The organism is Chryseobacterium sp. CBo1, assembly GCF_001693475.1.
GTDB lineage: Bacteria > Bacteroidota > Bacteroidia > Flavobacteriales > Weeksellaceae > Chryseobacterium > Chryseobacterium formosense.
The window spans coordinates 139,036-160,941 of record NZ_MAUH01000023.1; the positions used below are offsets into that span (position 1 = coordinate 139,036).

Genomic DNA, 21,906 nt, shown 5'->3' on the forward strand with positions numbered 1-21,906 from the left:
TTATTTAAAAATTATAGTTTAATCTAACAAAATAGCTTCTTCCATAGAAAAGGTTCTGGTTTCCGGTTGCCGCAGTATGAGCATCACCGGCAATAACTGTATTTCTGATAGATGAAACATCAAATATATTTTTCACACCGGCACTTACTTCAAAATGATCATTAAAAAATGGCTGGCTTACCGTAAAATTCATCATGTTAAAAGCTTCCATTTCACCAAGAACATACTGCCCAGGATCCGTAGAAATATTCATAGAAGATCTATGGGTATATTGCTTTCTTTTGCCGGTATACTTATAGTACAAAGCAAATAAGGTTTTCGTTTTGTCTAGCGTATAATTGGCTCCCAAATTAGCCTCAGCATAATAATTATAATCTGTTGGTGATGTTACCTGACCTGTACTCAAGCTCTGTGAAATTCCCATTACAGAAACCCCTGTATTGATTGAAAAGTTTTTCTTACCAACATTAATTCCTGCACCAAAAACCATCGATTTATAATTATCTACATTTAGATAAGTAAATCTAAGTGGCTGATTATTTATAATTACATTTTCAATTCTGTCTTTTACATCAAGATACATTCCTGAAAGACTTAAATTAAACTTCCAATCAGCAGAATTTACAGTATTATAATCCCAAAATAATCCTGCAGAATAACCGGTTTCAGGATTTAAATTTTCATTTCCTCTAATGTCATGATTGTTGTCGACCACATATGTATAAAGCTCATCGTAGGTAGGAAATCTGTTGGCAGAGCCAAAAACCGCACGAAGATCAGATTTCTCTGATGTATTATATTTAGCTGTTACCGAATAATTATACTGAGAATCAAACTTATCACTTAAGGCTAATCTTACACCCGGACGAAGAGAAAGTTTGTCATTTACTTTCCATTCAGCAGAAAGAAAATTAGCGTAATTAAAAATTGTTCTATTGATATTGATACCATTATTATTAGATTCAAATGTAGAAGCAGCCGCAAAACCGCTGGTATGATCTAATTCGTAACCTAATTGGAAATTAATTTTCTCACTGTTCAAGAAGTTACTGAACATCCCTCTGGAATAAAATATTTTTGAATCGTAAAACGTAGATTTGTCTTCTTTCGAAAGTACCTGTCTGTTTGGAACGTCATAAATATAATTCTGTGATTTTCTTTCCTGAGTCTGGTAAGAAAAATCTCCGTTATAATGAATTCTTGAACCTATTGTTGATTGAATATTAAACTGATGTATCCATCTGGTTGTAAAATAATCTACATCGTTAGCAGTATAAGTTCTGTTTCCATTGCCTAGAGGCAGATCGGTTAAATTGTTATCATAAAAATTGATCTTCTCTGTCAAAAAGTTGATTTTATAAAACAAAGAGGTTTTACCTTTAGCATAACGAATTGCCGCATTTGTGATCAGTTGGTCTTTTGGAAGCCATTCATTTCCGCGAAGTTTTTCATCTCCTTTGTTAAGATATTTATACCCTCTCAAATCCCCTTTATATCCCTGAAAATCATTATGGTTAATATCCGCGGTAACCGACCAGTTATCTGAAATTCTGTACCCCAAATTAAGAGTTTGAAGATGTCTTCCTTCACCTTTTTTAAACCAGTCATAATCTTTATTTACAGTTTCTTCCTGTAAACTGATTTGAGCATTAAACTTTTTGGAATAATTTTTCTTTGTAATAATATTGATGACTCCGGCAACCGCATTATTTCCGTATTCTACTCCCATAGAACCTTTTACGATCTCAATTCTTTCGATATTATTAACGTTGATTTTTGAAAGATCTACCAGATTGCCCATTCCCTGATCGCTTACAACAGGAATATTATCAATAAGAACTTTGGTGTATTGTCCGTTCAGTCCTAAAATATTAGCATTAGAATCACCTGTCCCGGAATTAGGCTCAACAAGAATATTGAGATTTTGATTAAGAACTTCCGCTGCATTTGTTACTGCCATGTTTTTGATCTGCATTGCATCAATTACCTCAACTTTATAGATTGATTTATTAATAGATTGCTGGGTGTACTGACCTGTAATAACTACTTCTTCTATTTTTTTCTGATTAAGAGAATCCCTTTCTTGTGCATTAATCCACAAAACGGCGGATAATGAAATGACAGAGAGCACTTTCTTCTTCATAAGTTCTAAATTTTCGACAAATATATGTTTTATTTAGAACAGTTAAAAATAAATAAAATAATAAATATCTTAGTGATATAATGAATCTTTTGAAGATACATTAAATTAATAAAAACACAATAAACATAAATTATTAATAATCAAATACATAAATTTAAATTCAGCAAATTAAACAATGAATATTTCTAAGAAATAATCGAGACAAGATAAAAATCATATTTTTATTTAGAATGTTTAAAAATTAATATTTACTTTTGTAGAATAATTCTAAATAATAATAGTTATGAAACTAAAACTACTTTTCGGAGCTTTACTATTTTCTGCTGTAACCACTAATGCTCAAGTAGCAACAATTGATGAGAACTTTGAAAGTGCTGTAATATCTACTCCTGCAAACTACAATAACCTTGTAAATGGATGGACTAAAAAAGTTATTGTAAGTGCTCCGCATACCGTGTATGTGGATCAGGGTAGTGGTAATAAATATGCCCAATTTTATGCAGCAGGCTCAACAAGCACAGATGTTTTCTTGATTTCACCACAGATTACTACTCCAGATGGTACTAAGCAAGTAATTTTTACTGCAACTCCTACAGGTGGTTCTACTCTTGAAATAGGATTAGTAGATAATCCGGAAAATCTTGTCGCAAATAGTGGCGTTCCTGCTTCGTATGAACTTTTGCAGACTTTTACCTTCACTGCTACAAATACACCAACAATTACACCTATTACTATACCCGCTTCTACAAAACAATATATTGTTTTCAGATTCAGAAACCCACAATTAATGGGAGCTCCCGGTTCAGGGGTTTCACATGCTGCTTTAGCAATTGATAATGTAAAGTACAATACTTCATCTGTTTTGGCAACATCCGATATTAAAAAATCATCTGACCAAATCAGATTCGCCATTAACAAAGAGAATACAGCTTTACAGTTTGTAGGAAAAGAAAGCCCTAAATCTATAGAAATTTATTCTGCAACAGGATCAAGAATTGCAGAAGGAGCTGTAGGAGGTAATAAATTCGACATCAGTACCATTCAAAGCGGAGTTTATTTTATTCTGATCAAAACTAAAGATGGTAAAGTTCAAAAATCGAAATTTATCAAAAATTAATACTTTCTATTTTTTCTAATAAAAAGGCAGTTTCAAAGAATGATGAAACTGCCTTTTGACTTCTAGCTTCTAGCTTCTAGCTTCTAGCTTCTAGCAAAATTAATAAATCTTAAAACCTTTGTAAACCTGTGCCGATTCTTCAGAGATTTTGGATGCATTTTTCTGAATTCCATTAAATGATCTGTTCCGTTGTGAGCATTGTGATGCTCTACACTTTCCCAAAGTTCAACAAGGAAAAAAGTTCCTTTATTTTCTTTGTCTTCGATAAGGTCGTATTGCAGGCAACCCGCTTCTTTTCTGGTTTCTCTTACCAAAGTCTGGAACAATTCTACAGCTTCCATCAGGTGATTCTCTTTAAACCTGAACAATGCAATGATATGTAAATTCATGTATTATTTTTAGGCTGTAAATGTAAATTATTTTTGATTTTATTCTAAAAACAATTCTGCAAAATTTTTCACAAAAAAAAATAATGTCTTTATTTTAAACGCAAAGGGCGCAAAGTTTTTTTAATATCAGCTTGTATATTTTCCGTTCGCAAAGGCGTTTGACTTCGTCGAATCTTCTATTTCACTCAGCTAAGGTTTGTAACACATTCAGATGACAAGCTAAATCTTGAACTTTAAATTTTAAATCTTGAATTAAAAAACTGATTTAAAAATCGTAATCGAGCTCATTACAATTACTAAAATTCCAATAACGACAAACATACTTTTCACAGGAAGCTTTGCAGTAAGCATTGCGGAAAAAGGCGCAGTAATAATTCCGCCAATTAAAAGTCCTAAAATAATATTCCAGTGTTGAATTCCCAAAGTAAAAAAGAAAGTTACTGCTGCTGTAATGGTTAAAATAAATTTAGCAACCGTAGAACTTCCCACTGCAAATCTTGGCGTAAAAGAATTTTTAATTAAAGTTCCCGTTACCAAAGGTCCCCATCCTCCACCTGCAAATGAATCGATAAATCCGCCGATGATTCCCAATCTTGTAAGATTTGTTTTTTTCTTTAAAGATTTATTCTGTTTTGGTTTAAAAGCATTCGAGAAAATTTTAAATCCAAGATACAAGGTGTAGAAAGAAATAATTGTTTTGGTAATTTTAGAATAATATTCGCCTAAATAAGTGAGAGAAATAGCTCCGATAATCGCTCCAATTATAGCAGGAATGGCCAATTTTTTAACCAAACTTTTGCTGACATTTTTCAATTTAATATGACTGATACTTCCGGCTGCCGTCGTAAAACTTTCCGCAGAATGAATACTCGCACTTACTGCATGCGGAGGAATTCCCAAAAATAAAAGCGTCGTCGTGCAGATGACACCATATCCCATTCCCATTGAGCCGGCAACAACTTCAGCAAAAACTCCAACCAAAAGCATCCAGTAAAAAATATAATTGTCTTTGGCAAGAATTATCTGAAGTTCATCTAAATATCCCAAGCTGTAAAGCGATATAAATGCAATGACCAAAATAATGATGGTTATCAGAAGTACATTGAGCCTGAACTGAATTTTCGGGGTTATTACCATAAAATATAATGTTAAAAAAAATGAAACATTAAGGGATTTAATTTTTTAAGAATTTAATTTGTTTACAAATCTTAATCATTCTTTATAACTTATCAATCTTAATGGTTAAATGTTTAGGTTTTAAAATTTATAAAATCATCACCGCACCAACGGTTGAATTGCTTGTTTCATCAATCAGAATAGCATTTCCGGTTGATTTGCTTTCCTCGAAACTGTCAAAAACCAAAGGTGACGCTGTCTTTAATCTTAATTTTACCACTTCATTCAGTTTGATACTTTCTGTAATTGGCGTTTGTTCAAGCGTATTCACATCAATTTTATATTCAATTTCTTTGATGATTGCTTTCAGGGTTTTGCTTTTATGCTGAATAAAATATTTGTTGCCTTCATTCAGTTCTTTTTTGTCGAGCCAGCAAACAACGGCTTCAAACTCATTTTCAACTTTAGGCTGCTGATTGGTTTTCACTAAAAAATCACCACGACTGATGTCTATATCATCTTCAACATGAATCACTGCAGGTTGGTTGGTAAACACAAATTCGGTTTCTTTTCCCCCTGTTTCTATTTTTGAAATTTTGGTCTGAATATTTTGTGGCAGAACTGTAATCTCGTCTCCTTTTTTATAAATTCCCGAAATCACTTCTCCGGCATAACCTCTGTAATCATGAAGCTCATCGGTTTGCGGACGAATCACATACTGCACCTGAAATCTAGGGTTTTCATTTTCCTGATTGCCGTTGATCTCTACATTTTCCAGAAAGTTTAAAAGAGTTTCTCCGTTGTACCAATCGGCTTTTTCAGATTTAGAAACAATATTATCTCCATGAAATGCCGAAATCGGAAAATAATTAACGTTTTCCAGCTTCAGTTTTTTAGCAACCAGTTCATATTGTGCTTTAATATCATTGAAAACTTCTTCGGAATAATCAACCAAATCCATTTTATTAATGGCCACGACAACATTTTTCATCTTTAATAATGAAGCAATAATCGAATGTCTTCTTGTCTGTTCAATTACTCCTTGTCTTGCATCAATAAGAATGACAATTAATTGTGAATTTGAAGCTCCCGTAATCATATTTCTGGTGTACTGAATATGTCCAGGTGCATCCGCAATAATAAACTTTCTTTTCGGCGTCGAAAAATATCGGTACGCCACATCAATCGTGATTCCCTGCTCTCTTTCGGCTCTCAAACCGTCCGTTAGAATCGCAAGATCAATTCCGTTTTCGTTTTTATTTTTTGATTGTTTTTCCAATGCTTCAAGCTGATCAATCAGTATATTTTTGCTGTCATAGAGAAGTCTTCCAATCAGCGTACTTTTGCCGTCGTCTACACTTCCTGCAGTTATAAATCTTAGTATGTCCACGTTTATTTTATTAGTAATGAGTAATTGGTGATGAGTAATTAGGTTAAGGTTAAGGTTGAGATTAAAGCTAAGGTTGAAAACTTAATTTTGTAAACTTCCAGCTTCCCTCATCCATCTTCCAGCTTAAAAATAACCTCCTTTTTTTCTATCTTCCATCGCAGCTTCTGTCACTTTATCATCGATTCGGGTTTCGCCACGTTCGGAAATTTTTGAAGCAGTAATTTCGTTGACTACCTCATCCAAAGTTTCGGCTGAACTTTCAACAGCTGCAGTACAGGTCATGTCTCCTACTGTTCTGTAACGAACTTTTTTATTCACAATCGTATCGCTTTCATCAATCTGGATAAAATCTGAAACGGCAATCAATTGCCCGTCATATTCAATCACATCACGGTTGTGGGCAAAGTAAATTGACGGAAGTTGTATGTTTTCTTTTTTAATATAATTCCAGACATCCAATTCTGTCCAGTTTGAAATCGGAAATACTCTTACGTTTTCTCCTTTATTGATTCTTCCGTTGTAAATATTCCACAATTCAGGACGCTGAAGTTTTGGATCCCATTGTCCGAACTCATCACGAACGGAGAAAAAACGTTCTTTAGCTCTGGCTTTTTCTTCGTCTCTTCTTGCTCCACCAATACATGCATCAAACTGAAATTCTTCAATGGTGTCTAATAAAGTATGTGTTTGAAGCCAGTTTCTTGAAGCAAATTTGCCTTTGGGTTCGGTTAATTTTTTAGCTTTAATCGTATCTTCTACTTTTCGCACAATTAATTCGGCGCCAAGACTTTCGGTAAAATAATCTCTGAACTGCAGTGCTTCCGGAAAATTATGTCCCGTATCGATATGTACAAATGGAAAAGGAATTTTCATCGGAGCAAAAGCTTTTTTAGCCAAATGAACTAATGTAATTGAATCTTTTCCGCCACTGAAAAGCAATGCAGGTTTTTCAAACTGAGCCGCAATTTCGCGCATAATGTAAATGCTTTCGGCTTCCAGTTGTTCGAGATAATTTAGTTTATAGTCACTCATTATTATTTGAAAGATTAAATGTGAATTAATGTGAATGCAGACCGCATTCTTTTTGTGAAGTTTCCCACCACCAACGTCCTGCTCTGGGATTTTCGCCTTCTTCAATAGCTCGAGTACAAGGTTGGCAACCTACACTTATGAAGCCCTTTTTGTGTAAAGCTAGTTCCTGAACTTTATTTTGTTCCAGATAATTGAGAACGTCCTGATAAGTCCAGTTGATTAATGGGTTGTATTTGTATAGATTTCTTTGCTCATCCCACTCCAGAATCGGCATATTTTCACGGTTTTCCGATTGTTCGGCACGAAGCCCGGTAATCCAGACTTTAGCACTTTCCAAAGCACGGTTTAAAGGCTTCACTTTTCGGATGAAACAACATTCCTTCCTATTTTCTACGGAATGATAGAAAGCGTTAATTCCTTTTTCTACAACATATTTTTCAACATCGGAAGATTCAGGAAAATAAACTTCAGTTTTCTTTTTGTAACGTGAATTGTTTTTTGAAAGTAAATCGTAATGCTCATAAAAAAGTCGACCTGTGTCTAAGGTGAAAACTTTTATCGGTAAATCATTTTTAAAGATAGCATCGGTAATAACCTGATCTTCCTGACCAAGTGAAGTTGAAAAAACAACTCCTTCTGAAATTTTAGACGAAATAAACTGTAATCCGTCTTCTAAACTAAGCTGCTGTAAGGTATTTATATCTTCTTTTGAAAACATAATTTTTTGTTTGATACCAACAAATATCGAACAAAAATATTATCCTACCAAATAAGTAGACTTGTGAATTTGAAATTTATGATTTATTTAATCAATCAAATCCAGCAATGTTTTCTCTTCCAGAATCTTGAGTGAAGCATCTCTTACCTCTATCAAAACATCGTGTAAGCTGCAATGTTCTTCATTGCAATCTGCACATTTTTCGTAAAAATTAAGACTTACGCAAGGAAGCATGGCAATCGGACCATTCACGAGACGTATAATCTTTGCAAGATTTACATTTTGAGGATTTTCTTTAAAAAAATAACCGCCTCCTTTTCCTTTTTTACTGTCGAGGATGTCAGCTTTTTTCAGCTCGAGAAGAATATTTTCAAGAAATTTCAACGGAATTTTCTTATGTTCTGCGATTTCCGAAATAAGAATCGGGCCTTCATTTCTCTTTTCTACGAGATACGAAAGCGCCTTAAAAGCATATTGAGATTTTTTTGACAGCATTTCAGCAAAAATAGGAAAAAGTTTTTTTAAAGAACCAAGGCAAAAGTAAAAAGATTCAAGGATAATTCTTCTGCAATCTATCGTAGGTAATTTTACCTGGCTCTTTTTACTTTTTACTTGGCTCTTTTTACTTTTTACTTGGTTCTTTTTACTTAAATTTGTTCCATGTTCAGTAAACAGGAAGCACAGCAATTAAAGAAAGAATTTTGGACGGCCTTCGGAAAATCGTTTCCGAGAAAATGGATTTTGTATGATACTAAAATTAAGGATCTTTCGTTTAAGTTTTACGCTGACAAGAAAAAGGCAGAAGTTTCTTTGGATATTGAAATGAAAGATGAAGTTTTCAGAGATGCTTATTACAATAAGATCTGGTCGCTCGAAGATATGCTGAAAGATTATATCGGTGATTTTCATAAAGAAGAGTTTTACACTTTGGAAAACGGAAAAGTCATCAGCAGAATCTGGGTTGAAAAAGAAGGAGTTTCTGTTTTCAATAAAAACACATGGCAGCAAACCTTTGAATTCTTTGTTGAAAAGATGGATGGCTTTGAAAGGTTTTATTATGAATTTGAGGATTTTATAAAGGATGTTTAAATCATGATTTTAGAAATTTTAGCAGAAATATTATTTGAACTGATTTTTTTCAAGTTTCCTTTTTACATTTACAGGAAAGCAAAATTGTTTTTTATCAGGAAAAATAAAATTAAAAAAATACTCTAAATAAACCATGAAAATCAGATATTGCTGGAGATGCAGAAAAGATGTTCCTATGCTAGATTCTGAGGAAGGAAAAGTTGCTTCAAAGTTATTGGCTGAAGGATTTAAGGAAAGTAAGAGACAAAGAAAGCATTCACCTGAAAATTTCAGAAAATTGCTTGATTATTATAAAGATTTAACAGGTTATGAAGAAACAAACCCTAATGCAATTATGCACCATTTTATAGATATGTATGGTCCGGATTGTGAAAACTGTGGGAAACCTTACAGAACTGAAACTGCTACTTTTTGTCCTAAATGTGGAAATAAAAGAGAAATATAGATAATAAAACTTTAGTCTAACAAAAACACACTTATGAAAAAAATTATTTTACTGCTAATTCTATTGGTATTTCCTTTATTTTCAGCTCAAAACGTTTTCAAATCACAAAAACAAATCTACTTAGCTGAATATTATGCCCATCAAAAAGAGGATAAAAAAGCTTTGAAGCATTATTTGGAAGCAATTAAAATCAATCCTAAAGTACTGATAAGTGATTCATATTTAGAAGCTGCATCAATAGCATTTAAATTAAATGACAATAAAACAGCTAAAGAATTACTTACACAAAGTATTACCAAACAATTAGCTCCTTTCGATTTTTTAAGAGAATTTAAAAGCCTTCAGCCTTATAAGGATTCAAAAGAAATGAAAGAAGTTCTGTCTCAATATGACGATTTGGAAAACCAGTATTACAGAGAGCTTAAAAATCCTGCAGCATACATGGAAATTCAAAACATGATTGCTTTAGATCAACTCATCAGAGAAGAAAATAAAGTTTTTGATAAACTAGCAGATAAAACAGATTCTACAAACATCACAAAACTGATGGAACTTACTAAAAAATATGGATGGGAATCTAGAGCATGGCTTTTATTGTGGCATCATCGCACATCTTTCAAAGGAAATGATTTTGTCTGGAAGTTTTTCTTACCCTATCTAAAAAATGCAATTGAAAAAGATCATGTTAATAAAGATTTTTTTGTTGACTTTGAAGAGTTTGATAAATCGATGAATGATTTTAGAAACCAAACAAAGTCTGGTTCACTTTATACTTTACAAAGTCTTGGAAATATAAATCGCAACACCGATTTCATCGATATCAAAAACCTGGATAAAAGAAGAAAATCCGTAGGTTTGCCCCCGTTATATTTTGATCATTTGGTTTATGGTTCAGAGCTTCCCAAAGATTATCAGTACAATCCCGAAAATCTTATGACAGATTTGGAAAATTTATAGTTAAAAAAATTTTAAAATAAATAAAACTAAACTCCTGTTTAATTTATTTCCGTATTTTAGTAATCCAAAACATTTAAATCTATCTATTCATCAAGCTTTTGGGCAGAATATCTTTTGATGTTTATTTTAAACTAAATCACAAATCTTTACAATACAATGGAAAACAACTCGTTTATTTTCTCAGACGGAGCAGACCCCAAAATGATTGCAGCATATAAAAAAGCACAGGAAACCTTTAAATATTTCTGGAGAGAATTGTCTTGGGAATACCGAAGAGTTATTCCCGCATTGAATCTGGCTTGTGTAAAAGCTCAGTTTTCTGAAAATCATCCCGATTCCGGTGAAAAAATCGTAGAGCATATGTAGCTGAATGACATCAGTTTTGATGGCGACACCGTGAGCGGTATTCTAATTAATGAACCCAATAATCTTACCACAATACAACCGGGAGATTATTTTGAAATTCCTCTGAATGAAATCAGCGACTGGCTTTTTGCAATTACGCCAGCTCAAAAGAAAACCAAAGGACTTTCTAAATTATTTTCATCTTCATCAGAACCTATTCCAAAAGCTTATGGCGGATTTACCATCCAAAAAATGCGTGCCGATATGTCTGAAACCGAAAGAAGAGAGCATGATGAAGCTTGGCAACTGGATTTTGGAGATTTTAATGACATCGAAATTGTCAACGAACAAAAAGAGTATCCCGAAAACCTCATTGAACATCCGATGAGCAAAAATATGCAGGAAAGTTTTGTGAAATTTCTAAGTGATTATCCAACAGAACTGACAAATGCTGATGAAAACGGATTCACGCTTCTTCACACAGAAACCATTGCAGGAAATCTAAGCTCGGTAGAAATTCTTCTTCAGTCAGGAGCTGATAAAAATTTAAAAACCAATAAGGGAAAAACAGCTTTGGATTATGCAAAGCAACTTAATTGGGAACATCTGATCCCGGTTTTGGAAAATTAATTTAAAAGAGAAGCTTTCGGGTTTCTCTTTTTATTTTTTACCAAATGGCAAATGCACTAAAGATTTCTTTAGCTAAATTGCATTCATGAAAGAATTATTTGATTTTATCTTAAAATTTGGAAACCTCAACCAGCAGCAAATCGATTTTATTTCGACCAAAGCAACGGAAATACACCTTTTAAAAGAAGAATATTTTTCGGAAGCCGGAAAAATTGCAAAGCAGGTGGGATTTGTTATTGACGGGATCCTCAGAGTTTGCTATTACAATAATCAAAGCGAAGAGATTACAAAATATTTCATCGAAGAAAACAATCTTGTCGTAGATTTGGAAAGTTTCGATAATGAGATTTGTTCAAGCTCCTACGTTCAGGCGATTACAGATTGTAAAATGATTGTCTTTGAAAGAAAAGACTGGCTTGAACTTTTACAGACAATTGTTGGTTTTGATGCAATCGTTCATAAAATTATTTCCCGCGCTTTGATTCAGAAAGTAGAAAGAAGAAGTCCGCTTGTATCGGAAGATGCAACAACCCGGTATTTAAAATTTCTTGAAATTTATCCGACGGCTGTTAATAGAATTCCGCTTTCTTACGTTGCTTCGTATTTGGGAGTAACACAATCTTCTTTAAGCAGAATCAGGAAAAGTATTCGGTTGTGAGGAATGAAGCGGGGTGATGGAAGCTGGATGCTGGAAGTTTATAGATTCGCTGTCTGGTAAGTTCTTCAAATTTAACCTCAATTGCATCAACTTGCTGCTTTTCTTCTCACTTTAAACTTCTTTCTTCCAGCCAATTGTTCTTTTTTTGCCAAATGGCAAATGCCACGTTGTTTTATTGACGGAATTTTACACCAATAAATAAAACAAACAAAAATGCAAACAGTATTCATTACAGGAGCCAACAGAAGTATTGGCCTAGAAACCGCAAAGCAACTTTCAGAAAAAGGATTATTCGTTTATCTGGGAAGCAGAAATCTTGAAAAGGGCGAAGAGGTTGTAAAAGAATTGAACGAAAAAGGGTTTCAAAATATCAAAGCCATAGAAATTGATGTCACTAATTCTGAATCTATTTTAAAAGCTAAAAATATCGTCGAAAACGAGCAGGGAAAATTGGATATTCTTATTAACAATGCAGGAATTTTAGGAATCAATCCACAAACTGCATCTGAGACATCCACAAAAGATATTCAGGAAGTTTTTGATACCAATTTCTTCGGGGTCATTAGTGTGACGCAGATTTTTTTAGATTTGCTTAAAAAATCAGAGCAACCCAGAATTACCAATATTACTTCAGGATTAGGTTCATTGACGTTGCACAGCGATCCCAACTGGAAATATTATCATATAAAAGGTGCGGCATACGGCCCTTCAAAATCAGCTTTGAATGCTTATACTATTGCTTTAGCTTACGAATTGAGAGAATCTTCTTTCAAAGTAAATGTTATCGATCCGGGCTATACAGCGACAGATTTTAATCACCACAGTGGTCCCGGTTCTGTTGAAAGTGCAGCATTTTTTATCATTAAATATACTTTAACAGATGAAAATGCACCAACAGGGCAATATTTCAGCAACGATATTGAAGACGAAAACGGAATCAGTCCGTGGTAATTCTTTAAAAACTATATAAAAAAGAGAAGCTTTCGGGTTTCTCTTTTTTTGTTAAGGCATTAAATTCTCCTTATTTAGTGATATTTTGAAGCGTTTTTATATCTTTGGTCGCTAAAGCACGAAACTATGCGCCAACTTCAATTCTTAATCTTATTTCTCTTTTCGTCATTTCTATTCGCACAACCAAAAATTACAGGAAATGTAACAGTCGATATGGAAAATGGGCTCATTGATTGTGACTTTTCAATTTCAGCCTTACCCAATCTTAAAGATTATTCGATTCTTCTTAACAAAGGGATGAACATAAAATACTTCAAAAACAAATCAGGAAATCTTGTGTATTATGAGGGACATTATGATGGGAAAATGAAAGGAGAAGCCTTAGAATATTTTCTTGCTGATGAAAACTCTAAATTGAATCTTCCCAATGAATTGAACGTTTCTTATATAGGAGCATTCCCAGTGTATCAAAATGATTTCAATATGTTTGATTATAAAGGAATTATTGCGTTTAACGGTAAAACTCTACGAGCCGCCGAACAAACAAAATGGTATCCTGTAATTTATGATGTAACCAACGATAAATTAATTGACAGTTACCTTTATGACATTACTATCACCGTAAAAGGAAATTCACAACTCTCAATTTTCATTAATGGAAGTCCTCCGAAAAAGGCTCAAAAATCAAGATTCAAATCGGAGAAAGCACAACAGCCTTTACTCTTCATCGGAAATTATAACTTTTTAGAAAAAGACGGAAACTTCATTCTTAATTCTGATGTTGACAAAGAAACTGCCGATAAAATCTTTTCCAATATCGAAATGATAAAGAAAGTATTGTCAAAAAATTTAGAATCTGATTTTCAGGATAAAATTTATATCATCAATCATATCCCGGTTAATAAAAGAGATAAAGGCAGCAATTGGGGGTTTAACACCTATCCTACTTTTGCGTTTGCAGGATTAGATTTTAAAGATTTGATTAATAAAAACGGAAAAATTTCTGATAACAATTACAAATTTTTCGGACATGAATTCGGACATAATTATTTTGGTTCAAATGTAATGTCAGGTAAACTTTCATGGTTTTGGGTAGAATCGTTTGCCGAATATTTATCATTTAATGTTGTAGAAGAACTTTGTGGAAAAGATTACCTGAAACAAGTTTTAACCGATAAATTAAAAATTGTAAATGATAAAAATTTCATTCCGCTTTCAAAAATAACAAACACCGAACAGATTGATCAAACTTACAGATATCATTTAGCTCCACTATTATTAAAATTGTTTGAAGACCAATTTGGAAAAGAGAAAACCAATAAAACCTTAAAAAACCTCCTTGAAATATCTAAAAAAGGAACTTTAACACTTGAATCATTGGAAAAATCAGCAATAAAAGCAGGGATTTCAAAATATGATTTTACAGCGTTTAAAAACAAGTATCTCGATAATGATAATTTTAAGCAAAACATTATTAATCATATTAAAGAGTTTCACAAAATTTAGACAAGTTGCATAAAATTCATCAACATTTTCAGTTCAGATTTAATCAGAGTTTCAGGATTTTTAATTTTAATCCGAAAGTCAGCCTGCCTGTATTTCTGATTTTTGGAGTATTGATGATCATTGAATTACCCGAAATATATCTTTATCCTCTACTCTATTTCTCGTTGGTGTTAGTTTTTCATATTAACAGAAAAGACATTCCGTTTCTGAAGAAAATATTTATACATAACTGGAGACTTATCATTTTCCTCGAATCTGCCATTATTTATACCATTTTTCTAATGGCAAACATCAATTACAAGATTGAAAAATTTGGTTTAATGATGTTTGGATCAGTAGTTTTATTGTGTTTTTTACAGCCAAACCCCAAACCTTTCCCTACTCTGCAATGGAATTTTATTTCTAATGATTTATTTGAATGGAAAAGCTATCTCAGAAAAAATACCTGGATGTTTATTTTGACTTACCTTATTATAATTGCATCTGCTTATTATCCTGCAAGTCTTATTTTATGCGGAATTTTCCTGCTTGATTATTTATCTCATGTTTACGAACATAACGAGAACAAAGAAATGCTTGAAGTGTATTTCAAAAAGATGTCTTTTAAAGATAAAATCTATAAAAATCTGATATTCTTCAACTCACTCCTTTTACCGACGTACATCGCTTTTATAATCATAAATTTTAACGAAAGTCTGTATCTGCTTTATTATATTTTTTTTATGAATCTTTATTTCTTGCTGATTATTACGAGAAAATATAAATTGTATCATCATCACGAAAAGTCAAGTTACTTCAGCATCATCGTATTTATTGAATTTTTCACGTACAGCATGTTGATTATCCCTGCATTTATTATGATTCGTTTGCATATGAAAGAAGCTCAGCAAAACATTAATCAATATGTTGGAAATTAGAAATCTTTCGGTCAGTTTTAAAGATAAAAATGTTCTTCAGGATTTAAATTTAAAAATTGAAGAAGGAAAAATTTTAGGCATTTTAGGTAAAAACGGAGCCGGAAAAACTACTTTTTTTGAATCATTGTATCAAAGTCAGAAATACAATGGAGAAATTTTGTGGCAAAACAAAAAAATTCTTCGTGAAAATATCTCTTACCTTGAAACTGAGAACTATTTCTATCCATACATTACCGGAAGAGAATATCTGTCTTATTTTTCAAAAGAAAAGCTTGTAAAAACAATTGAACTTGCGGAGAAATTCCAGCTTCCGCTAGATAAATACGTGCAATATTATTCGAGCGGAATGAAGAAAAAACTGGCTTTGATCGGAATGTTGATGCTTGATAAACCGATCAATATTTTAGACGAACCTTTTAATGGAGTTGATTTTGAAGGTGTTCATTTATTGTATGATATTATTTTAGAATTAAAACAAAACAATAAAACCGTTATTATCAGTTCTCATATTATTGAAACGCTTTTTCACACCTGCGACAGAATCGTCACTTTAGAAAACGGAAAGATCAGCAATATTTTTGAGAAAGATAGCTTTGAAGAGCTGAAACATTTTAAATTTTAAACTACAAAGGTAGCGCTCCTACGGAGCGCGCCATCCAAAATACACAATCATTCTACAAAGATTTTACTCCCCCGGAGCAAGTAGAATATGTCGTTTGCAAATGAAAAAGACATCTGCATTTCTACAGATGTCATATATTTTATAGCTGTTGCTAATTATTTTTGGTCAGCTTTTACATCGATAGCAATTTCGATGTCTTTGCTGATCATCCACTCTGCAGGATCAGTTTCGTCGGTTCCGAATTTAATTCCCCAATCAGCACGATTTACTGTGAATTGAGCTTTTACAGTTGCAGATTTTTCAACGATATCTACTTTTGCAGGGAAAGTTACGTTCATTGTTTTACCAAGAAGAGTAAGGTTTCCGCTTACTGTTTTGTTTGCTCCAGCTACAGCATCTGCTCCAGGAGTTGCAAGATCTTCCACTTTAGTGATTTTGAAATCAGCCGTTGGATGTTTCTCTACGTCGAAGAAATCAGCATTTTTTAGGTGACCTTCAAGATCTGTGTATTTCTTGTCTTTTTCAGTTACAGAAGCTGGGTCTACTTTTAGAGATTTCATGTCTATTACAAATTCTCCGGATGCCAATTGATTATCATTAACAGACAATTCTCCTGTACTTACGTTAAGCGTTCCCCAACGTGGAGCAAAACCTCCTTTGTGGAAAGCTTTCCAGTTTACTTTAGAAGCTGTAGTATCAACAGTGAATACATTACCTTGCTTTTCAGCTACAGTTTGTTCCTGACCTGCAGTTGCAGCTTCTTTTTTATCACCACACGATGCAAGAAGTAAACCTAAACTTGCCAAAGCGATTACGCCAATTTTCTTCATTTTTTTAAAGTATTTAAATATTAATATTATTTGTTGTTACTGTTAAAACCACAAAACAATTATTTTATTGTTTCGACTTTGCAAACCTCCGAAAAAAACATGATCCGAATCATTAACATAGGGTAAGAAAATTAAATTTATAAAAAAGATTTGAAAAACTGTGGTTAAATCATTATTAAATTAAAGAAATATGAATAATTGACGACAATTCAGAAGGTATAACTTTTCTTTCACAGGTGATTTTACTTAAAGATTTTTCTATATTTGAAGAATTACTAAAACTAAAAACCATGCGAAAATTTTTGCTGTTAACCATTATTCCGATTTTAAGTTTTTCTCAAGACAGAGATGCCGCTGAAAGAAAAGTTACTGACGGCGTTACTCTTCACGATGAAGGTAAATTTAGTGAAGCTCTTGACAAATATGACGAAGCCCTAAAACTTGATAAAAATAATCTGCTTGCACTTTCAGAAAAAGCAATGACCCTTGAAGCTTCAAAAAAATACGACGAAGCTATCGATATTTGCAAATTAGCAATCGCAACACACCCAAAAGAAGATATAAAAACCATTTATCTCACTTATGGCAACAGTTTAGATCATGCGCAAAAACCAAAAGACGCAATAAAAATTTATGATGAAGGAATAAAGAAATACCCGGAATATTATCAGCTTTATTTCAATAAAGGAATTACTCTCGTGAATGAAAAACAAATCGAAAAATCTTTAGAATTGTTTCAAAAATCAGTGACGTTGAATCCTAATCACGCTGGTTCTCTCAATGCTTTAGCAGCACTAAACCGCGACAAAAGAATCATATCTATATTAGCCTCTTTAAGATATCTTGCTGTTGATAATAAAACTTCACGGGCACAAGGAAATTTAAATTCTGTAATTGATCTAATGAAATTAGGTGTTTCCCAAACTGATGAAAAAAACATCACTTTAACTATTGACCCAAAAACAGTTGAAGATGCGGGTAAGAATAAGAAAGGAATGAATAATTTTTCGACAGTTGATATGGTTTTATCAATGACTGCTGCATTGGATTTTGACGAGAAAAACAGAAACAAAACACAGTGCGAGAAAGCTATTGATAAGTTTGAAAGTATTTTTGCCGTTTTGAAAGAAGGGCAAAATGACAATAAAGGCTTCTATTGGGAGTTTTTAGCACCTTATTTTATTGAAATGAAAGAGCAAAAATTAACAGAGCCTTTTACCTATATTGCTTTTCTACCTTCCCAGACTGAAGATGTAAAAAAATATCATCAGGATAACGCAAAAGAAATTCAGCGTTTTTATGATTGGAGCAAAAATTATGTTTGGAAATAATATTTTAAACAAAAAAAGAGAAACCTCACTGTTTCTCTTTTTATATATTCTATCCAAATTTCTTTTTTCTCAACCAGAAGAACAATCCTCCTAAAAGTCCGATGATTGCTAAAGGCAACAGTAAATTCAGGTATTGCCAGTTTGTTCTCTCATCATTAATTCTTTTTCTGTCGAGAAGACGTTCTTCGATGTTTCTGTTTCGCAGTTCCATCAGATTGCTGTCATCGAGAAGATAATCTAAAGCATTTCTCAGGAACTGTTCGTTACCAAACTGTTCGTCAGTCAGCATATCAACTCCTAAAGGTAAAGCCTGTCCTTTGATGACTTTATTTCTACCCACATCTCCGTCTGCAATCACAATCATTTTATTTTCAGGACTAGTTGCTTTAAAGCCTGGATACGATTTTCTTTCAATTCTTGAAGCATATGCCGAATTAAATTTCCCTTCCAAAGCCACTGCAAAAATCTTTGGAGTGCTTGGTTTTTCCATTTGTCCGAGACTGTCAACGCTTGCAATTTCTTTTAGTTCAACATAATTCGGAACCTGCTTTAATAAAGTTCTTTCACTCGATTCAAATAAAACATGGGTTTTAAATTTCTTTCCGCCTAAAGTATCGATAGAAGTTGGAAATTCTAATTTTACAGGATTGATATTTTTTGTAATCGGATGGTCGTGTTCTGCAATTCCTAAAGGAAAATACGGCCATGGAAGACTTGAATATTGAGCATTTCCACCCACTTCACCAGTTACTAATTTTAAAAGCGCATATTTTTTCACATCTTTTACCAAAGCCGGATTGATTCTTAAACCATAATTGAAAAAGAAATCAGTCATGTTGATATCGACTGGGAAAGGCATCACTTTTTTAGCTCTTGTCAGCGTATCCATTTCAGCATTTACAGCATCGATCATCCAAAGTGTTTTACCACCGTTCATGATGTACTGATCCAAAATTACTTTCTCACCGTCTGTAAAAGCTTTTCTAGGTTTTGCAATCACCAAGGCACTCATTTGTTTCAGTAACGGAATGTCTGCCTGAGTAATTTCGACATTGTTTTTAGGAACAATCGGACCTGCATCATAGCTCTCGGTCGCCAATCTCATAAAGCTTTCAAATTCTGTAGGGCTTAATTCGTCCTGATTAACCAGAATTCCGACTTTTTTTCTTTTATCTGTCGCAACTGATTTTATATTTGAAACTAAATTATATTCTAAATTTTCTATCGACTTTCTTAGCTGATCATCTGCATTGATATTCGCCTGCTGCACCACCAACGGAATAGAAATTCCTCTTTGGTTGTATTTTACCACTGCATAAGGAAACAAATAGATCTGCGTCATTTTACCATCTTTGAAATCCGGAAGTACTGAAGGCTGCATTCCCATTGCCATCAAAGTATCCTGAGACATTTTGGTTTTCATGGGATCGATGAATTTAAAATCAATTTTCGGATTGACCTTTCTGAATTCTTCGAGCATAAATTTAGTCTCACTCTGAAGCTGTTTAAAGCTTGCCGGAAAATCTCCTTCAAGGTAAACATCAACGGTTAAAGGCTTTTTTACTGATTTTAAAACTTTGATGGTACTTTCTGAAAGAGTATATCTTTTTTCTTTGGTTAAATCTAATCTGATGCCCGAAAATGCAAGAACCAATGCAATGACAAAAGTTCCTATCAATAAAATTGCAGATGGAGATTTTAGGTTGATCTTCTTCATGTTTTTACTTCTTTTTATTGATAAAATGATTAGACAACGTTAGCGTAAGACCGATGATGAAAACAAAATAAGCAACATCTTTAAAATCGATAAGACCTCTTGTAAAGCCTAAGAAATGCTGGTAAAAACCTACATTCTGCAAAATAAAATCTGCTCCGCCCAACAATTTATAACTTGCCAACTGCTCAATCCCAAAATACATGATGAAACACATGAAAACTCCCAAAAGATAAGCCATAATCTGGTTCTGAGAAAGTGAAGAAGCTAAAATTCCCACTCCGGAAAATGCTGCAATCAGAATAATTAAGCCAAAATAACTCCCAAAAGTCATTCCCATATCGATATTACCTTCCGGAACTCCCAAAACATACACTGTATAAAAATAAATGATCGAAGGGATCAGACACAATATTCCGACAACCCAAACCGAAAGAAATTTCCCTGAAACCAATTCTGAAACTTTCAGAGGCTGAGAAAATAACCAGTTTAAAGTTCCTGTTTGTTGTTCTTCCGCAAAAGTTTTCATCGACAAAGCCGGAATAATAAACATCAGCAACCAAGGTACTAAAACGAAATAGCTCTGTAAGGAAGCCAATCCGATGTCGAAAATATTAGAATCATTCTCGAAAAAAAACAGAAACAGAGTCGTTATCAGACTGAATGCCGCAATGATGATCCATGCGCTCCAGTTCCCGAAATAACTCCAAAGTTCTTTTTTTAATATTGCAATCATATGTTGATTTGAAATTTAAGATTAATAATCAGATTTGAGATTCGAGGTTTGATATTTGAGATTCATCCTGTCACTACATTTTACATTCTCTTTTCTCATCGACTCTTTCCATCTGGCTTTTTTTACTTATTACTTGTCTCTTTTACTTTTATTCACCAGCTTCACTGTCATCATGATTAAAAACACAAGAACGAAAAATCCGGTAATTAATTGCCACCAATATTCTATGACCTGAGATTTTAAGATAACCGTAAACACGACCAAAAATAAAATAAATGTGGCAATTTCGTTTGCCTGTCTCAATTTTAAATTGGCTGTTTCTAAAGTATTTCCTTTAAGCTGGACTAATTGTTTCACTTTTTTCCAGCACCAGTAATGATAAATTGCCAATCCGACAAGGAAGGTAAGTTTTAAATGAAACCACGGCGTTTTCATTAAACCTGTATTCAGAAATATCATGATAATGCCACAAACAGCCATAATAATTCCTGCAGGAACGGTAATGATGTTCCATAATCTTCTCGCCATGAAAGTGTATTGCTCTCTGAGAATCAGCTTTTTTTCTTCTGAGAAAGCATCAGTATCTTTATAGTAAACAAAAATTCTGACGAGATAAAAAACTCCCGCAAAATAACTGACCATAAAAATAATGTGCAACGCCTTGATGATGGTATAAAGCATCGTAAAAATTTGTGTGCAAAGATAATGATTTTGTTGATGAACTTAAGGTAAATTGAGAAATCAATGTATCATCTTCATCTATTTTATCATTTTCTTTATGAAATTCTAATGATGATATTGCTTAAATTAAATTTCGGCTAAAGCCAATGGAGATCATTTAATATAAAAACGGGCTAAAGCCCGTTGCTATTGATGAAAAGAAAGACTGTCAACTTTCTTACCGTCGGTATATTTTTTAATATATTTAAGTTTGCCGTTTTCATCGTAAAATTTCCAGTCACCGAAATAATACCAGTGACGTTCGTTTTCTGAAATATCGAGTTTGCTTTGTCCACGTTCCATAATATTACCATTTTTATGATAAACGAACATTTTGGTTTGCTTCTTCCCTATTTTTTCTTTTTGATAGAGCTTCTTTCCTAAAAATGTTTTCCAGACTCCTACTCTTTCTCCTTTTTTATATTTTCCAAAAGTGACCAAAGTATCTTTTTCTACCGGATATTCTTCTCTCCATTTTCCGTGGCGTTTTTGAGACTTTTCCGAAATCTTGATATATTGATTCATCTTGGTTTTACAAGAAATAAAAACT

At 33.2% G+C, this 21,906-nt stretch carries 22 protein-coding genes and 1 pseudogene; 11 read left to right on the forward strand and 12 right to left on the reverse strand.

All coding sequences use genetic code 11. The annotated features are described in order from the left end of the window. Positions 1–4 precede the first annotated feature (4 nt). A complete protein-coding gene (locus BA768_RS13250) occupies positions 5–2,143 on the reverse strand; it encodes a TonB-dependent receptor plug domain-containing protein (RefSeq protein ID WP_065721135.1) in 2,139 nt (712 codons plus the stop codon). A 283-nt stretch (positions 2,144–2,426) separates the two neighbouring features. On the opposite strand from BA768_RS13250, the gene BA768_RS13255 reads away from it, so the two are divergent. Beyond that, positions 2,427–3,260 carry a T9SS type A sorting domain-containing protein gene (locus tag BA768_RS13255; RefSeq protein ID WP_065721136.1) on the forward strand — a complete coding sequence of 278 codons (834 nt, stop codon included), beginning with the start codon at positions 2,427–2,429 and terminating at the stop codon, positions 3,258–3,260. 83 nt (positions 3,261–3,343) lie between these two features. Here the strand turns inward: BA768_RS13255 and BA768_RS13260 are convergent, their stop codons facing one another. The 6 genes from BA768_RS13260 to BA768_RS13285 all read right to left on the reverse strand — a co-directional run bounded on the left by BA768_RS13260 (position 3,344) and on the right by BA768_RS13285 (position 8,400). Then, positions 3,344–3,649, reverse strand: a complete 306-nt coding sequence (locus tag BA768_RS13260) for a putative quinol monooxygenase (protein WP_228388425.1) — start codon at positions 3,647–3,649, stop codon at positions 3,344–3,346. A gap of 252 nt (positions 3,650–3,901) precedes the next feature. Then, positions 3,902–4,786, reverse strand: coding sequence for a sulfite exporter TauE/SafE family protein (locus tag BA768_RS13265; RefSeq protein WP_065721137.1), 885 nt, complete (start codon positions 4,784–4,786; stop codon positions 3,902–3,904). 127 nt (positions 4,787–4,913) lie between these two features. Next, positions 4,914–6,155 (reverse strand): sulfate adenylyltransferase subunit 1, encoded by a 1,242-nt coding sequence (locus BA768_RS13270; protein WP_065721138.1) that lies wholly within the window; start codon positions 6,153–6,155, stop codon positions 4,914–4,916. 123 nt (positions 6,156–6,278) lie between these two features. Continuing rightward, entirely contained in the window at positions 6,279–7,187 is a 909-nt protein-coding gene (gene cysD, locus BA768_RS13275; protein ID WP_034678639.1) for a sulfate adenylyltransferase subunit CysD, read from the reverse strand. A 25-nt stretch (positions 7,188–7,212) separates the two neighbouring features. After that, complete coding sequence (locus BA768_RS13280) at positions 7,213–7,905, reverse strand: phosphoadenylyl-sulfate reductase (protein ID WP_065721139.1); 693 nt, start codon at positions 7,903–7,905, stop codon at positions 7,213–7,215. Positions 7,906–7,992: 87 nt separating this feature from the next. Continuing rightward, complete coding sequence (locus tag BA768_RS13285; protein ID WP_047477791.1) at positions 7,993–8,400, reverse strand: RrF2 family transcriptional regulator; 408 nt, start codon at positions 8,398–8,400, stop codon at positions 7,993–7,995. Between the two features lie 165 nt (positions 8,401–8,565). On the opposite strand from BA768_RS13285, the gene BA768_RS13290 reads away from it, so the two are divergent. The 9 genes and pseudogenes from BA768_RS13290 (at position 8,566) to BA768_RS13330 (ending at position 16,025) form a co-directional block, all read left to right on the forward strand. Beyond that, on the forward strand, positions 8,566–8,994 hold the full coding sequence (locus BA768_RS13290) for a DUF4268 domain-containing protein (protein ID WP_065721140.1): 429 nt from the start codon (positions 8,566–8,568) through the stop codon (positions 8,992–8,994). Between the two features lie 133 nt (positions 8,995–9,127). Further along, positions 9,128–9,439, forward strand: a complete 312-nt coding sequence (locus tag BA768_RS13295) for a hypothetical protein (RefSeq protein WP_065721141.1) — start codon at positions 9,128–9,130, stop codon at positions 9,437–9,439. A 33-nt stretch (positions 9,440–9,472) separates the two neighbouring features. Continuing rightward, positions 9,473–10,396: a tetratricopeptide repeat protein gene (locus BA768_RS13300; protein WP_065721142.1), complete on the forward strand. Its 924-nt coding sequence runs from the start codon at positions 9,473–9,475 to the stop codon at positions 10,394–10,396. Between the two features lie 156 nt (positions 10,397–10,552). Beyond that, positions 10,553–11,371: pseudogene (locus tag BA768_RS13305) on the forward strand (DUF2314 domain-containing protein). Between the two features lie 85 nt (positions 11,372–11,456). After that, on the forward strand, positions 11,457–12,029 hold the full coding sequence (locus BA768_RS13310) for a Crp/Fnr family transcriptional regulator (RefSeq protein WP_065721143.1): 573 nt from the start codon (positions 11,457–11,459) through the stop codon (positions 12,027–12,029). 213 nt (positions 12,030–12,242) lie between these two features. After that, positions 12,243–12,980, forward strand: a complete 738-nt coding sequence (locus BA768_RS13315; protein ID WP_065721144.1) for an SDR family NAD(P)-dependent oxidoreductase — start codon at positions 12,243–12,245, stop codon at positions 12,978–12,980. 126 nt (positions 12,981–13,106) lie between these two features. Further along, a complete protein-coding gene (locus tag BA768_RS13320) occupies positions 13,107–14,486 on the forward strand; it encodes a hypothetical protein (protein WP_123947116.1) in 1,380 nt (459 codons plus the stop codon). 5 nt (positions 14,487–14,491) lie between these two features. Continuing rightward, a complete protein-coding gene (locus BA768_RS13325; RefSeq protein ID WP_065721146.1) occupies positions 14,492–15,403 on the forward strand; it encodes a hypothetical protein in 912 nt (303 codons plus the stop codon). Next, positions 15,390–16,025 (forward strand): ATP-binding cassette domain-containing protein, encoded by a 636-nt coding sequence (locus tag BA768_RS13330; RefSeq protein WP_065721147.1) that lies wholly within the window; start codon positions 15,390–15,392, stop codon positions 16,023–16,025. The genes BA768_RS13325 and BA768_RS13330 overlap by 14 nt, the downstream gene beginning before the upstream one ends. Positions 16,026–16,180: 155 nt before the next feature. On the opposite strand, the gene BA768_RS13335 is transcribed toward BA768_RS13330, so the two are convergent. Next, the gene (locus BA768_RS13335; protein WP_034678656.1) at positions 16,181–16,855 is read right to left on the reverse strand and encodes a YceI family protein; all 675 of its coding nucleotides are present in this window, start codon (positions 16,853–16,855) and stop codon (positions 16,181–16,183) included. A 290-nt stretch (positions 16,856–17,145) separates the two neighbouring features. Between BA768_RS13335 and BA768_RS13340 the strand changes: the two genes are divergently transcribed. After that, on the forward strand, positions 17,146–18,186 hold the full coding sequence (locus BA768_RS13340) for a tetratricopeptide repeat protein (RefSeq protein WP_065721148.1): 1,041 nt from the start codon (positions 17,146–17,148) through the stop codon (positions 18,184–18,186). Between the two features lie 49 nt (positions 18,187–18,235). Here BA768_RS13340 and gldG read toward each other — a convergent pair whose 3' ends face one another. The 4 genes from gldG to BA768_RS13360 all read right to left on the reverse strand — a co-directional run bounded on the left by gldG (position 18,236) and on the right by BA768_RS13360 (position 21,881). Then, on the reverse strand, positions 18,236–19,903 hold the full coding sequence (gene gldG / locus BA768_RS13345; RefSeq protein WP_065721149.1) for a gliding motility-associated ABC transporter substrate-binding protein GldG: 1,668 nt from the start codon (positions 19,901–19,903) through the stop codon (positions 18,236–18,238). A gap of 4 nt (positions 19,904–19,907) precedes the next feature. Then, positions 19,908–20,636, reverse strand: a complete 729-nt coding sequence (locus BA768_RS13350; RefSeq protein WP_065721150.1) for an ABC transporter permease — start codon at positions 20,634–20,636, stop codon at positions 19,908–19,910. Between the two features lie 129 nt (positions 20,637–20,765). After that, the gene (locus tag BA768_RS13355) at positions 20,766–21,317 is read right to left on the reverse strand and encodes a CopD family protein (RefSeq protein WP_065721151.1); all 552 of its coding nucleotides are present in this window, start codon (positions 21,315–21,317) and stop codon (positions 20,766–20,768) included. A 186-nt stretch (positions 21,318–21,503) separates the two neighbouring features. Further along, entirely contained in the window at positions 21,504–21,881 is a 378-nt protein-coding gene (locus BA768_RS13360; RefSeq protein WP_065721185.1) for a hypothetical protein, read from the reverse strand. Positions 21,882–21,906: the final 25 nt, after the last annotated feature.

What these genes read in the sequence shown, in the direction of transcription:
- gldG (WP_065721149.1), bottom strand. Translation starts at nt 19,903, where the DNA reads ATGAAGAAGATCAACCTAAAATCTCCATCTGCAATTTTATTGATAGGA.
- BA768_RS13360 (WP_065721185.1), bottom strand. Translation starts at nt 21,881, where the DNA reads ATGAATCAATATATCAAGATTTCGGAAAAGTCTCAAAAACGCCACGGA.
- BA768_RS13295 (WP_065721141.1), top strand. Translation starts at nt 9,128, where the DNA reads ATGAAAATCAGATATTGCTGGAGATGCAGAAAAGATGTTCCTATGCTA.
- BA768_RS13350 (WP_065721150.1), bottom strand. Translation starts at nt 20,636, where the DNA reads ATGATTGCAATATTAAAAAAAGAACTTTGGAGTTATTTCGGGAACTGG.
- BA768_RS13265 (WP_065721137.1), bottom strand. Translation starts at nt 4,786, where the DNA reads ATGGTAATAACCCCGAAAATTCAGTTCAGGCTCAATGTACTTCTGATA.
- BA768_RS13355 (WP_065721151.1), bottom strand. Translation starts at nt 21,317, where the DNA reads ATGCTTTATACCATCATCAAGGCGTTGCACATTATTTTTATGGTCAGT.
- BA768_RS13280 (WP_065721139.1), bottom strand. Translation starts at nt 7,905, where the DNA reads ATGTTTTCAAAAGAAGATATAAATACCTTACAGCAGCTTAGTTTAGAA.
- BA768_RS13250 (WP_065721135.1), bottom strand. Translation starts at nt 2,143, where the DNA reads ATGAAGAAGAAAGTGCTCTCTGTCATTTCATTATCCGCCGTTTTGTGG.
- BA768_RS13315 (WP_065721144.1), top strand. Translation starts at nt 12,243, where the DNA reads ATGCAAACAGTATTCATTACAGGAGCCAACAGAAGTATTGGCCTAGAA.
- BA768_RS13340 (WP_065721148.1), top strand. Translation starts at nt 17,146, where the DNA reads ATGCGAAAATTTTTGCTGTTAACCATTATTCCGATTTTAAGTTTTTCT.
- BA768_RS13330 (WP_065721147.1), top strand. Translation starts at nt 15,390, where the DNA reads ATGTTGGAAATTAGAAATCTTTCGGTCAGTTTTAAAGATAAAAATGTT.
- BA768_RS13300 (WP_065721142.1), top strand. Translation starts at nt 9,473, where the DNA reads ATGAAAAAAATTATTTTACTGCTAATTCTATTGGTATTTCCTTTATTT.
- BA768_RS13290 (WP_065721140.1), top strand. Translation starts at nt 8,566, where the DNA reads ATGTTCAGTAAACAGGAAGCACAGCAATTAAAGAAAGAATTTTGGACG.
- cysD (WP_034678639.1), bottom strand. Translation starts at nt 7,187, where the DNA reads ATGAGTGACTATAAACTAAATTATCTCGAACAACTGGAAGCCGAAAGC.
- BA768_RS13260 (WP_228388425.1), bottom strand. Translation starts at nt 3,649, where the DNA reads ATGAATTTACATATCATTGCATTGTTCAGGTTTAAAGAGAATCACCTG.
- BA768_RS13310 (WP_065721143.1), top strand. Translation starts at nt 11,457, where the DNA reads ATGAAAGAATTATTTGATTTTATCTTAAAATTTGGAAACCTCAACCAG.
- BA768_RS13255 (WP_065721136.1), top strand. Translation starts at nt 2,427, where the DNA reads ATGAAACTAAAACTACTTTTCGGAGCTTTACTATTTTCTGCTGTAACC.
- BA768_RS13285 (WP_047477791.1), bottom strand. Translation starts at nt 8,400, where the DNA reads ATGCTGTCAAAAAAATCTCAATATGCTTTTAAGGCGCTTTCGTATCTC.
- BA768_RS13335 (WP_034678656.1), bottom strand. Translation starts at nt 16,855, where the DNA reads ATGAAGAAAATTGGCGTAATCGCTTTGGCAAGTTTAGGTTTACTTCTT.
- BA768_RS13320 (WP_123947116.1), top strand. Translation starts at nt 13,107, where the DNA reads ATGCGCCAACTTCAATTCTTAATCTTATTTCTCTTTTCGTCATTTCTA.